The 12,951-nt window shown below is 47.5% G+C and carries 12 protein-coding genes; 6 read left to right on the forward strand and 6 right to left on the reverse strand.

The window, feature by feature from the left end; genetic code table 11:
- Positions 1-16 precede the first annotated feature (16 nt).
- Positions 17-673, reverse strand: a complete 657-nt coding sequence (locus tag CSR04_RS18705) for a TcpQ domain-containing protein (RefSeq protein WP_102797846.1) — start codon at positions 671-673, stop codon at positions 17-19.
- 28 nt (positions 674-701) lie between these two features.
- Positions 702-1,652, reverse strand: coding sequence for an LpxL/LpxP family Kdo(2)-lipid IV(A) lauroyl/palmitoleoyl acyltransferase (gene lpxL, locus CSR04_RS18710; RefSeq protein WP_102797847.1), 951 nt, complete (start codon positions 1,650-1,652; stop codon positions 702-704).
- Between the two features lie 89 nt (positions 1,653-1,741).
- Between lpxL and hldE the strand changes: the two genes are divergently transcribed.
- From hldE to CSR04_RS25020, 3 genes are all read left to right on the forward strand, one after another.
- Positions 1,742-3,172, forward strand: coding sequence for a bifunctional D-glycero-beta-D-manno-heptose-7-phosphate kinase/D-glycero-beta-D-manno-heptose 1-phosphate adenylyltransferase HldE (gene hldE / locus CSR04_RS18715; protein WP_102797848.1), 1,431 nt, complete (start codon positions 1,742-1,744; stop codon positions 3,170-3,172).
- 229 nt (positions 3,173-3,401) lie between these two features.
- Positions 3,402-4,442, forward strand: coding sequence for an XrtA/PEP-CTERM system-associated ATPase (locus CSR04_RS18720; protein WP_102797849.1), 1,041 nt, complete (start codon positions 3,402-3,404; stop codon positions 4,440-4,442).
- Between the two features lie 153 nt (positions 4,443-4,595).
- Positions 4,596-4,733, forward strand: a complete 138-nt coding sequence (locus tag CSR04_RS25020) for a hypothetical protein (protein WP_172449424.1) — start codon at positions 4,596-4,598, stop codon at positions 4,731-4,733.
- Here the strand turns inward: CSR04_RS25020 and CSR04_RS18725 are convergent.
- Genes CSR04_RS18725 through CSR04_RS18740 form a run of 4 tightly spaced genes read right to left on the reverse strand, consistent with a single transcriptional unit; the run spans position 4,730 to position 9,483 of the window.
- Complete coding sequence (locus tag CSR04_RS18725; protein ID WP_102797850.1) at positions 4,730-6,313, reverse strand: hypothetical protein; 1,584 nt, start codon at positions 6,311-6,313, stop codon at positions 4,730-4,732. The genes CSR04_RS25020 and CSR04_RS18725 overlap by 4 nt on opposite strands.
- A complete protein-coding gene (locus CSR04_RS18730) occupies positions 6,310-7,224 on the reverse strand; it encodes an XrtA-associated tyrosine autokinase (protein ID WP_102797851.1) in 915 nt (304 codons plus the stop codon). Before CSR04_RS18730 ends, CSR04_RS18725 begins: the two co-directional genes overlap by 4 nt.
- A complete protein-coding gene (locus tag CSR04_RS18735; RefSeq protein WP_102797852.1) occupies positions 7,221-8,831 on the reverse strand; it encodes an XrtA system polysaccharide chain length determinant in 1,611 nt (536 codons plus the stop codon). Before CSR04_RS18735 ends, CSR04_RS18730 begins: the two co-directional genes overlap by 4 nt.
- A gap of 22 nt (positions 8,832-8,853) precedes the next feature.
- A complete protein-coding gene (locus tag CSR04_RS18740) occupies positions 8,854-9,483 on the reverse strand; it encodes an XrtA/PEP-CTERM system exopolysaccharide export protein (RefSeq protein WP_102797853.1) in 630 nt (209 codons plus the stop codon).
- Positions 9,484-9,657: 174 nt separating this feature from the next.
- Here CSR04_RS18740 and CSR04_RS18745 point away from each other — a divergent pair, with 174 nt between their 5' ends.
- Genes CSR04_RS18745 through CSR04_RS18755 form a run of 3 tightly spaced genes read left to right on the forward strand, consistent with a single transcriptional unit; the run spans position 9,658 to position 12,947 of the window.
- Entirely contained in the window at positions 9,658-11,070 is a 1,413-nt protein-coding gene (locus CSR04_RS18745; protein WP_102797854.1) for a TIGR03013 family XrtA/PEP-CTERM system glycosyltransferase, read from the forward strand.
- Positions 11,071-11,916: an XrtA system polysaccharide deacetylase gene (locus CSR04_RS18750; RefSeq protein ID WP_102797855.1), complete on the forward strand. Its 846-nt coding sequence runs from the start codon at positions 11,071-11,073 to the stop codon at positions 11,914-11,916.
- Positions 11,913-12,947 (forward strand): FemAB family XrtA/PEP-CTERM system-associated protein, encoded by a 1,035-nt coding sequence (locus CSR04_RS18755; protein ID WP_102797856.1) that lies wholly within the window; start codon positions 11,913-11,915, stop codon positions 12,945-12,947. The genes CSR04_RS18750 and CSR04_RS18755 overlap by 4 nt, the downstream gene beginning before the upstream one ends.
- The last annotated feature ends 4 nt before the right edge of the window (positions 12,948-12,951 follow it).

Genomic DNA, 12,951 nt, shown 5'->3' on the forward strand with positions numbered 1-12,951 from the left:
CGAGACATGGCGATCGCTACTTCAGTGAATTGGCTTTTTCAACTTCACTGCTGATGGCGGGATCAGTCGGGCTGCAAAATTGTCGCAGATAATCTGTGGGGTGATCGGTAATCACCAGTGAGCGTTGTTTAGGGCAGAAAAAGCCTTCCACTGTGCCACTGAAATTGCTGTCCACCGCGCGGGCAATTTTATTCAGGGTGCCGACGACGGTGTCGTCCACCTGAAAGTTGTTTTTTACCACAAAGTCCTGGTCCAGTTCCCATATCACCTGCATGCCTTCACTTTGCGCATAGTCAGTGATGATTTCTCGTAAGGTGCCACCGGCCTTAAAGGTACGGTATTTATGTTCACCTACCCATCGACCCGATACGGGCTTTTGGATGCTCTCCATGGCTTGCAGTCTGTCATTTAGTGGCGTGTCTTTATTGGACAACTCCATAACAAAGTCACTCTTTTCCTCTGGATTCGGAACCCCAGCAGAAGTACGGTATTCAGCGTAGAAATCAGACAAACCACGGGCTGGATCTTTTTTAACTGTCTGCCCCTGAGGTACAGGCGCATCTTTCTGATTTTTCTGCAGTTGAATCACCACTACAGCAATCACAATAAGCACGGCCGCCAGGCCTAACTGCCTGGCCCAGAACATACTGGAGGAAAAAGATTTCTTACTCATGTTTTGGATATTGCCACGCTTTGTTTACTCAGTATAGAGAAGTTGGATTTTCCGGTGGACGGGTTTTGTAACGCTTGTGCATCCACAAATATTGCTCAGGCGCCATCATAACTAACTCTTCCACTTTACGATTTACCCTTGCCACATCTTCTTTATCGTCACCTGAGGGGAAATTCTCAAGGCCGGGTAACACGCGTATTTCATAACCCTCAGCGGTACGTAAGGGCACCAGAAACACCGTTTCACAGTTTGATTGGCTGGCAAACAACAATGTACCTGTGGTGGTGGCGGCATCAGGCACGGCAAAAAAAGGCACATATTCACAACGTTTTGGGCCGTAATCCTGATCCGGCAGGTACAGGCACAGCTCGCCGCTGTTGAGTGCTTTTAACATTTCACCGACACCACGCTTATGTATCATGTATTTATTGGAGCGGGCGCGGCCATGGTACTGCATATATTCCATTAAGGGGTTATTGTGGCGGCGGTAAAACACCACCGAAGGGTGAACATTGCCCATTACCCGGCAGTTGAATTCGAGATTCATATTGTGAATGGCCAGTCCAAGTACGCCTTTACCTTTGGCTAAAATGGCCTGAATGTGTTCATAACCTACCACTTTACCCAGTTTTTGCACCCGCCAGTCGGGCCACCACCAGCCCATACTGGCTTCGAACATAGCCATGCCAGCGGCTTCAAAATTCTGTAAAACCAGTGCATCTCTGGCGGGTTTGTCCATCTGCGGAAAGGCCAGTTCAAGATTGCGCTCCGCTACCCGTCTGCGCGATTTCACCGCTTTGTGCAACAAACGACCAATAGTTTTACCTAATGTGAGCTGCAGCCGATAAGGCAACCAGGAAATTAAGTAAAGCATGCCAATACTCAACCAGGTCAGCCAATATCTGGGATGAAAGAAACTTAATTGGAAACGGGGAGCTTTAACCTGCACTGCAAGACCAAGTGAAAAAGTTTGCCGCATTCTAGCCTAATTTTTTCCAGTCCGACATCGGACCGCCTGGCTTTACCCTGTGGTACAATCCGCGCAGAAATATTAGTGGACTGTAAGTAATGAATATTCCTGATTTTTCCAAAGCACGGGTGTTGGTGGTAGGCGATATTATGCTGGACAGATATTGGTCTGGTTCTACGGCCCGCATCTCGCCTGAAGCACCTGTGCCTGTGGTCAGGATTGGTCAAAGCGAAGATAGGCCAGGTGGTGCAGCTAACGTGGCCCTTAATCTGGCGGCACTTGGCGCTACTGTGACATTGGTGGGTATGACCGGCGGCGACGATGCCGCCGCCGTGTTGACGCAAAAACTTACCTCTATGGGAATTGATTGTGCGTTTGAGTCAGTGCCCGGGTTGGACACTATTACTAAGCTGAGGGTACTGAGCCGCAATCAACAGTTGATTCGACTGGATTTTGAGCAAAGTTTTGCCGAGGTAGGCAAAGCGGCATTGTCAGCCCGGGTTGAGCGTCTGCTGCCACAGCACGATCTGTTGCTGTTGTCCGATTATGACAAAGGTAGCCTGAGTGAAGTGGCTGAACTCATCACATTGGCCAAAACAGCGGGTATTCCTATTGTGGTGGACCCCAAAGGAAGTGATTTTGCCAAGTATCAGGGCGCCAGCTTACTGACCCCCAATATGAATGAATTCCAGCAAATAGTTGGGCACAGTCAGACCGAAACACAGCTTGTTGATAAAGCTCAGCAATTGCTGGAGACATTACAACTGGAAGCGCTGCTGGTGACACGTTCTGAACAGGGGATGACACTCATCTGCCCCGGTAAGAGCGAGCTACATTTGCCTGCTAAAGCCAAAGAAGTGTATGACGTTACCGGTGCCGGCGATACTGTGATTGCCACCCTGGCGGCTTCGGTAGCCACAGGGTGCAACTGGGCCCAGGCTTGTATGCTGGCCAATGCTGCGGCAGGTATCGTGGTGGGCAAATTAGGTACATCCACCGTCAGTCGTTCAGAGCTTGCCATGGCGGTGGCTGAGGAACAGGACGTTGGGCGCGGTGTGATGACACAGCAGCAAATGCTGCTGGCTGTGCAGGCAGCCAAAGCTCGGGGTGAGAAAGTGGTAATGACCAATGGCTGCTTCGACATTTTGCACGCCGGTCACGTCTCTTATCTGGAAAATGCTGCCAAATTGGGCGACAGATTAATTGTGGCGGTCAATGACGACGATTCGGTGCGCCGTTTAAAAGGTGAGGGCAGGCCGGTAAACCGGGTTGACAGACGCATGTCAGTGCTGGCTGGCCTGGCTGCGGTGGATTGGGTGTTCTCATTCAGTGAAGATACTCCGCAACGGGTGATTAGCGAGCTTTTGCCGGATGTGTTGGTAAAAGGTGGTGATTACACAATTGAACAGATCGCCGGTGCCGAAGACGTACTTGCCAATGGTGGCGAAGTCAAGGTGTTAAACTTTGAGGACGGCGTGTCGACGACTGGCATCATTCGCCAAATCACCGACAGCCAGAAAGGCGGTTAATAGTAGGGAGTGTTTATCTTTGTTCATTGCTTATGCAGTCGACCTAAATCGTGGCAGGCATAGCCTGCTTTTTAACAGCTGATAATACTTTCTGTAATGCTCTAATCTGCTCCGCTTTTTTATTCAATGCGGTGACAAGTATAGTATTTGCTTGTTTTTGGAGCAGGCTTTAGCATTAGAGCATCAAGTCACGGGAACGTGATGGGTAATTATTTGAGCGGATTTATTCATGTACGAAAGCTTCTACGGACTTAGCGCCAAACCCTTTCAACTGACTCCCGATCCTAGTTTTTTCTTTGCCAGTAAGTGGCACAAAAGAGCCCTTTCCTATTTGGAATACGGTCTGGCCCAGGCGGAAGGCTTTATCGTCATTACGGGGGGCATAGGGACGGGTAAAACCACCATTGCCAATAGCCTGCTGGAAGAAATTCAGGGAGATATCTTTGCTGCGCAAATCGTAACGCCCAAATTGTCTCCGGATGAACTGGTAAAAATGGTGGCCAGTAAGTTTGAATTGAATGTCGAGGGTAAATCTAAAGCAGATATTCTTAAGGACCTAGAGAAATTTTTATTTCAATTGCATCAACAAGGTAAACGTGCCTTATTGTTAGTGGATGAGGCGCAAAACCTGCCACTGGAAACCATTGAAGAGCTGCGTATGCTGTCTAATTTCCAGGCCAAAGGTAAACCTTTGCTGCAAAGCTTTTTGCTTGGTCAGGAAGAGTTGCAACCTATTTTGCGTGCACCAAATATGGAGCAATTCAGACAGCGCATCGTGGCGTCTTGCCACCTGTCTCCGCTAACTGATAGCGATGTTCGCCGTTATATTGAATTTCGCTTACAGCATGCTGGCTGGCGTGGTGCCTCGCTTTTTACTGAAGGTGCTTATCAAAAGATCTTTGAGTTCACCCAAGGGGTACCGCGCAAAATCAATACCTTAACTGACCGTATTCTGTTGTATGGATTTCTGGAAGAGCTACAAGAACTGGATGAGAATGCGGTAGAAGCCGTAGTTAATGAAGTGGCGGATGAGATGTTTATTCAGCCTCCGGCTCCCGTGGCTGACAACAGCCCTATTCGGGAAACAGACGGCACAGTTGCTGTCGGTGATGCGAGCAAAGATATTAAATACTATAAAGATATGCTCAAAGAACTGACCGACGCATTGGATGATGCCATCAACCAAAAAGTTAAATTAACCCGGTATATCGATAAGTTGCTAAAAAAGAAATACAAGACCTATATTCGCCTGAAGTCAGATGAAGAATGACTTATACGGCCTTGTTCCCATCAGTGCAACAGGCCCTAAATGGAACTGTTTTAAATTTGCACAATCCAAGTTTATACATTAATGCTTATTGCTGGGTATTAATGGCACGAAAACAATAAAAAGTGAACTAGCTGGTTATTCAAGGGGAAGTGCATGAAAGGGTCAGATATGCTTGAACCTGGTTTCAAGCTGAGAAAGCCATCAAGAAGACAGGCCTATTACCATGGTAAATATCACCGTGAACTACTGATGATAGGCCTGTTATTGATTGCTTTAGCAGTATTACTTTAAAACTTGTAGATGTATTGCAAGGTCAGGCGCGTGTCTTCCAGACTACGTGATGCGCTCTCTGCTTCTCTCTCCAGATAACGCAAGGTTAAAGCCAGATTGGCTTCTTTACTGACTTTTCTGTCCAGGGTCACACTGTGGTTACGTACTTCCTGGCCATAGCTCCCGGCAATGTTATCTGTACGTGCATAACTGCTGGCTAGCTTAAGGTCAGTTCTTGCCCCCAATTTATAAGTGGCAGATAACTGCACCGTTCGATTGCGTTGCAACCTGTTGCTTTCCAGATAGTCCATGTAGCCATAGCTATAGTTCAGATTGACCAGAAGTTTGCTGCGATTGTAACCAAGGTTAAAATAAGCATTCTCCCTTACAATAATCTCATCCGTTAGTTCCTGACGAACGGTGGGTATATTGACTTGTACTTCATCTGGTTTAGGTTCATAAGTTGGAGAGTCTGGGAAGAAGCAACCGCTGCCGTCCAGGCTACCCTGCGGGCAAACCAATACCAGAGGATCGCCCGGCACCAACTGAAGTTGTGAGTAACTGGTGAGCCCCTTGTTATAGCCTAAACGGGTTCGCCATGTACGATTGTTGTGGTTGAGGCTAAGGTTATAATTATCACCAAAAAAGCGTTTGTCATAGCTGGCTTGCACCGAAGTTCTGCTACTGAATGGCCAACTCAGATCAACGCCAATGTAATTACTTTCATTGTCTCGTTGTTTAAATTTGTTGTAAGTGACACCAATGTAACGGCCATTATTGCGGCGCCATTCCAATCCTGCACCATAGCTTTGTGAGTTAACGTTATTTGAGCCAGTGCCGCTGGTAACACCCTCATTGTCAAAATCAGAACCCACGGCTATCAGATGCCAGTCGTTGTATATGGCTACGCCAATTCTTCCTTGTAGGCTTCGCCTGGTGAAATCTTCCAGGTTTGAGCGCTTGGTATCCTGATGGCTGCCGGAAAGATTCCAATAGACTTGTTTAACTTCATGTCCCTGATAAATACGTGCGGTAAAATTCAGGTTATCGCTGTTCAGTTCTCCATCGCTGCCAAAACTGTTTGGACTATTATCAGCACGGGACTCCCCGGCCTGTGCAAACAAATCGACGCCCACATAGTCGGGCCGCTTTGGCGTAAAAGCGAGCGAGGCACTGTTGCTTTGCACCGTGCTCAATTCTTCAGCATTCAGAATAGGGTCTGTCAGTCCTGCATCACCCGCGAAAGAAGCGCGATGGGAGCGACTGCTTTGCGCATTGAACTGAATTCGCTCATCCCATAATCCCAGGTTGGAATTGAAATTGACGTCGGTAAAGCTTTTATCCAGCTCGCTACTGTTCTTACTCTGCATTACGCTGGTGTTTTTTAGTGTCAGGGCAGCCTTTAACAGTTTGCTGGTATAGTTTGTGCGAATGGAGGGTTCCAGCATCAATGCATTGTTGCTGGTATCCTCGCCATTGGCAGGATACTCAGTTTTATAGGTGATGACAGACGCACCTACGATGGGCTTAACTTCCAGGTCGCCGCCCTGACTGGCTAAAGGGTGCAAAGCCAGCGCGCAAGCCAGGCTTATGCGCTTCATTCATCAGCCTCCTGCCGTTGATGGTAGTAATAGCCGTAACCGTAATCGTCCCGCTTTGAACGCTGCGCCTTGTTGACGATAAACCCTTTGGCCATATCCGGATTAAGCGCTTCTACAGCCGACTGAATATCGGTCAGTTTAGTGCGCCCTTCTTCTACCACGATAACAGCCTGCCCGGCTAGATTGGCCAGTATGGCTGTCTCGTTAACGCCGAGCATCGGAGGGGTGTCAAATATCACCACCCGGTCTGGATAACGTGTGGCAAACTCTTGCACGGTTTCCTGCATTTTTTCACTGGCGAGTAACTCAGTGGATAAATGGTGACTTTTTCCGGCCGGGATAATGCGCAGTGTTTCGATGTTGGTGTGGTAAATCACATCGGCCACATCCTCTACCTCACCCAGTAAATACTCCATCAGACCATTAGGGGTTTTCTGCTTCAGGGTACGCATCACATTGGGACGCAGTACATCAGCATCCACTAACAAAACCGTTTTGTCTTGTTCCAAGGCAATACTCAGCGCCAGGTTGATCGCGTTATATGTCTTACCTTCGTGCGGATTGCAACTCGTGACCATCAGAATATTCGGGTTGGTCAACGTTTTGGCCAAAGGACCAAAGGCATTGTTCAACACTTTACGTTTAATCGTACGAAATTCTTCGTTAATCTTTGTTCTGGCGGATGTAGCCGAGACAAAATTATTTTCATCCAGCGCCAGCTCAAAAATCACCTTATCGTCATCTTGACTGACCTTTTGCGATGCTTGTGACGCAGCGCTTTGCTCAGTTGTGTCAGGCTGCGTGACTGGGCTGTCAGGGGGCGGCGTTGATTGTTCTTTTTCCCTGGCCAATTCGGCTAGTCTGGCCTCTTCGGCCTTTTTACGTTGCAAGGCCTTTTCAATGGTACTCATAGCAATCCCCCGAACAACTGTTTGGGAAAGCCACCATATACGGCTTCTATCCAAACCAATGCCACAAAACTAAACATCAGTACGGATGAGGACATGGCAAAAATTAACATACGCCGTCTGTTCTGTTTATTTAACTTATCGGCATTTCGATGTGACACCAGGCCCAATACCGGCGTCTTGAAGTGCTCAACTAACTGACGGTAATTGACCACCACTGGGTTAATCTGGCTGATCAAAAATGCGATACCCAGGCCAGTACCAAATCCGACAATCAATACGGCAGAGTAAAGTGCAATGCGCGCTGGGCCTGAAGGCTTGGTAGGCAGGAGAGGGGGATCTATGACCCTAAACTGTACATCATCAGAGGTGGCTTCGGCTTTCCTTGATAACTGCGCAGACTCCCGACGCTGTAACAGCTCTTCATATTTGGCTTTAGTGATACCGTAGTCGCGGTTGAGGCCGGTTAACTCAGCTTCCAGCTCTGGAATCAAGTTTATTTTCTCTTCTAACGTATTAACGTTGTTTTGGTAGTTTTCCACCCTGACCTGAATAGAGGCAATCTCACTTTCCAAATTAGCCACAGTGATCTTCATCTGCTGATAAACCGGATTCTGATTCAGATTTCCAAACTGATTATAGGTCCCGGTTGTCTGTGCAGTTTCGCTCATGCTTTCCAACTGCTCCCTGCGCTCTTTTTTCAACCTGGCTATCAGGGCTTTTGTTTTGACAACATCTGGATGTTCATCGGTATAGCGAATCAGCAGATCATCCAAATTTTCCTCTAAGTTGGCTATTCTACCGTCAAACTGGGTGCTGATGCCTGGACTGGGATTATCTGACAGCTCCGGGGTAACCAGGCCAAAAACCGGTTCTTCACCGTGTAACTGTGCCTGAGCCGAGACCAGTTGAGATTCCAGTTCCTTTAATCGTAACTTTGCCTGTTCTAATAAGGCCCGCTCACTCTGTAGTTGCGCGTAGTAGTCGTTATTACCACCTGGCAGCACTTGTTGCCTGGAGCGTTTGAAATCCGCTAGTCGTTGCTCGGATTCAAGCAGCCTTTGTTCATATTCCTTTATTTGCCGGTCAATAAATTCTTCGGCCGAATCACTGCTTTGTCTGGAACTGCCCAGATTAGATTCAATAAATTCATTTAAGGTAATCTGCACAATACGCTGAGCCAACGCCGGTGTATTGGACGTATAGCTGATGGTATATATGTTTGCGTCTCGGGTACTGCTCAGGCCGATATCCTTGCGCAGATTATCGATCATCTCCTCGAAGTCTGCGTTGGTTTTCGCTGAAATATCCAAATCTGCTTCGCGGGCAATCTTTTCCAGATTCGGCCTGCTGAGTAAGGTCCGAGCGACCAATGTCACCTGCTGTTCCGGGTTGTTATAAACAGCCAAGCCCCTCAACAGAGGACGCAGCAAACTGTTTGTGTCGACATACACCCGCGCTGAGGATTCATAGGTGTCGGGAAGCGACACCACATACAGCCAGCCTAACGGACAAATCAGCCATGATGAAATTATGACATAACGTTTTTTGATCCAGATACCTTTGATATAGGTCTGGATCTGGTCAATAACCTGTTGAAAACCAATCATATTATCTACTGCTTAGGTGGTTCTAAAACCAAGCTTCGGGGATTATCAGAATATCGCCCGGTAGCAGGTCTACGTTTTCAGAAATCTCACCTGACTTGATAAGTGAGTCTAAGTAAACCGAATATTCTACCTGCTTTCCATTTTCCACCCTAATAAGTTTGGCGCTGTCACCGGCTGCAAACTCAGTTAAGCCACCCACGGCTATCATTAAATCCAGCAAAGTCATATTTTCTTTGTAGCTGATGGCTTGAGGATTAGCGGCTTCGCCAATTACTCGTACCTGTTCGCTAAACGGACCTGAAAAGCCTGTCATGCTGACAGTGACGATGGGGTCACGAATATATTTGGATAACACCTTTTCCATATCCCGTGCCAGCACTGAAGGCGTTTTACCCGATACTTCAATGTCTTCCACTAACGATGTGGTTATCTTACCGTCCGGGCGCACGACGAATGACCCGGATATTTCCGGGTTGCGCCAAACAAAAATTTGTAGATTGTCTCCCGGGCCAATTAAATAATTGTAATTATCAATAGCAGTGGTCAGGGATGCATGTGCGGTGGCTGGTGGCAGCTTTTGTACGCTACAGGCTGAAATAAAAGCGGCGATTGAAAAGGTCAACGCTAGCTGTGTGGCTTTGATTGCGTTCATGTCAGTCATATTCCTTACTTATGGACTTCGTAGACTTAAGTCTGGCAAAACTATCTGTTTTCGCATTAACATGTAGACATATAATGCTATGACAAAAAAAGTTAGTCTATCCCTAAACCTTTTTTTAGCCTGACTTCTTGTTTCAATATTATTAAAAAGTAAAGGAATCAATCTGTGAAGGCAGCCAACCGGCGTCAATCTAAACGCTCAAATATACTGGTTTTATTGGAAGGAGCGCTGATTGCTTATCTCGCCTATGTAGCCAATACCTTGATTTTGCAGGTTTCTCAGCAACCTGCCCCATCGGCTAATAAGCTGGCGTTTAATATTTTGTTGTTTACCTTCTTGGTTCTGGTGTCTGCATTATCGGTCGGACTGTATGAGCCAAAACTACGTGAGACCTTTCGTGGCATTATTCGACGTATTTTCGTTTGTGTTGCTCTTAGCTATTTCGTCATGGAGTTGATTACCAGTACCTTTCTTATTGAGCTGTCGTTGCACCCTTATTACCTGCCAACAGCATCTGGTTTGGTTATTCTTGCGCTGGTGCTATTCCGCTATTTTTCAAACCGATTGGGGTTATTGGGGTTGGGCAAAGTTCGCTTAATTGTGCTGGGGGCCGGTGAGCGGGCATCCATCATAGAAAAGCGCATGCGCAGGGAAGTTGACAGAATAGGCTTCGAATTAGTGGGCTTTATCCCTATTCCCGGTGATGATCGCAGTAGCGGTATCCAGGCTGAAAAACTGGTTCATGTCAAAGTGGATGAGAACTTTCGCGATTTTCTGCTGGAAAATGACATAGAGGAAGTGGTGATTGCCTGTGACCAGCGCAGAGGAACACTCCCCATCGAAGTCCTGTTTGATTGCCGAATTCGGGGTATTGAGGTGGTGGACATTCTGGATTTTATGGAAAGGGAAACAGGCCAGATAGTGGTTAACCTGATTTATCCAAGTTGGGTCATTTATTCCAACGGTTTCTCCAGCCAGAATTATCTTCGCGATATGCTGGATTACGGTATGAATGCGTTTTTTGCCTTGCTGGTGTTGGCGTTCACCTGGCCTTTTATGCTGCTTACCGCCCTGTTAATTTATATTGAAGACGGCTTTCGTACCGGTGCCTCGGTGTTTTATAAGCAGGACCGGGTTGGTTTAAACGGCAAAATGTTCAAAATTATCAAGTTCCGTAGCATGCGGCCCGATGCCGAAAAGGATGGGGCAAAGTGGGCCACGCAGGGAGACAGCAGGGTCACACGGATAGGCAATATTATCCGCAAGTATCGAATCGACGAATTGCCGCAGCTATGGAATGTGCTGAAAGGTGAAATGAGTTTTATTGGGCCTCGCCCTGAACGTCCGGAATTCGTTGAGCAACTGATAAAGCAAATTCCGTATTACAATCAGCGTCACAATGTTAAGCCTGGGCTGGCCGGATGGGCGCAGTTAAATTATCCCTATGGCGCCAGTGTCGAAGACTCCATGGAAAAACTGAAGTTTGACCTTTATTACGTTAAACATCAGAGCCTGCTGTTGGACATTTTGATCCTGATACGCACGGTCGAGGTGGTGCTGTTTGGGAAGGGACGATAGATGAAGGATCTGCATACCTGCCTCAACGCTATGACCGTCGATGTGGAAGACTTCTTCCACGTGTCGGCCTTCGACAAAATTATCAAACCTGCAGACTGGGAGAACTTTAACCCCAGAGTGGACAACAACACGCGCCGATTGCTGGATATTTTTGCCCGGCATGGCGTGAAGTCTACCTTTTTCGTGCTGGGCTGGGTGGCGGAGCGCTATCCACAACTCATTAAAGAGATTCATGCCCAGGGGCACGAAATCGCCAGTCACGGATACGCTCACCGCCGGGCCAGTGAACAGAGCCGTGAAGAATTCAAGCAAGATGTTGTGCGTTCCAAACAGCATTTGGAAGATTTACTTGGCGAGGCGGTGATCGGCTACCGGGCGCCAAGCTTTTCTATTGGTTATAGCAACGAATGGGCATTTGAAGTGCTTGTTGAGCTGGGGTTTGTTTATAGTTCAAGCACTTATCCTGTCAAGCATGACCTCTATGGCACCCCTGACTGGCCGAGGTTTGCCTACAACCGACCTGAAAACATTATTGAAATTCCCATCCCGACGCTGAAGATGTTCGGGCGTCAGGTGCCGATTGGGGGAGGAGGGTATTTCCGTCTTTATCCATACGGTATGACGCGCCATTTGGTGAGGAAATATCTGGAGAAAGAGAAGCAGCCCTATTCCTTTTATTTCCATCCCTGGGAAATTGATGCTGAGCAGCCGAGGCTGACACAGGCATCGGCTAAATCAAGATTTCGTCATTATGTCAATCTGCAGCATACCGAAGCTAAGCTGGAAAGGCTGCTGCAGGATTTTAACTGGTCAACTATGAAGGACGTATACGGGGTCAATGCGTGATTGAAGTTAAGCGTTTTGCAGATGATCCTCGGGTTGCTGCTGACTGGGATAGTTACGTTGAGGGTTGTGAGTCTGCCAGCTTTTTCCATTTAAGTGGTTGGCTTAAGGTTAATGAGCAGGTTTACGGCCACAAAGGGCATTATTTATATGCCAGTGATGGTCAGCGCATTGTTGGCGTACTGCCGTTAGTTGAACAAAAAAGTCGTCTGTTTGGCCACGCACTGGTTTCCACACCTTTTTGTGTTTATGGCGGTGTGGCGGCCGATACAAATGAAGTTCAGGTTGCTTTGGAAGACGCTGCAATGGCATTAGCTGAGCAACTTGGTGTGGGCTATTTGGAACTCCGCAACAAAGTGGCCAGCAGCCATCCTAAGCTGGTGGAAAAGTGCGCGCATTCCTTCTTTGCCTGGCCGTTAGCCGATACGCCAGAAGCGATTCTGGCCGGAGTAAAGAAAAAGCAACGAGCTGTGATTCGCCACTCTCTGAATGCCAATTTGAGTTTCCGTGTAGACGGAGATACACGCACTGCTTACGACATATACTCCGAAAGTGTGCGAAATTTAGGTACACCTGTTTTCCCCAGCAAGTATTTCCAGGCACTGAAAGCAATCTTTACTGAACGCTGTGATGTATTGACCGTGGAGCATCAGGGCAAAGCGGTTTCCTCGGTTTTGAATTTTTATTTTCGTGATCAGGTCTTGCCATATTACGGTGGTGGCCTTCCTCAGGCCCGGGACTTGAAAAGTAACGACTTTATGTATTACCAACTGATGTGCTCGGCACAACAGCGGGGCTATGGGTATTACGATTTTGGTCGCAGTAAGGACGATTCAGGGGCTTATCAATATAAGAAGCATTGGGGCATGGAGCCTGTGCCTTTGCACTATCAATTCTATTTGGTGAAAGCGGCCGAATTGCCCAATCTGAGCCCTAACAATCCCAAGTATCAATTTTTTATTAAAGCCTGGCAAAAACTGCCACTTTGGCTGAGTCGTGCCTTAGGGCCCATGCTGTCTAAATATCTGGGGTAAGGCC

The sequence above is a fragment of the Bowmanella denitrificans genome (assembly GCF_002887595.1).
Lineage (GTDB): Bacteria > Pseudomonadota > Gammaproteobacteria > Enterobacterales > Alteromonadaceae > Bowmanella > Bowmanella denitrificans.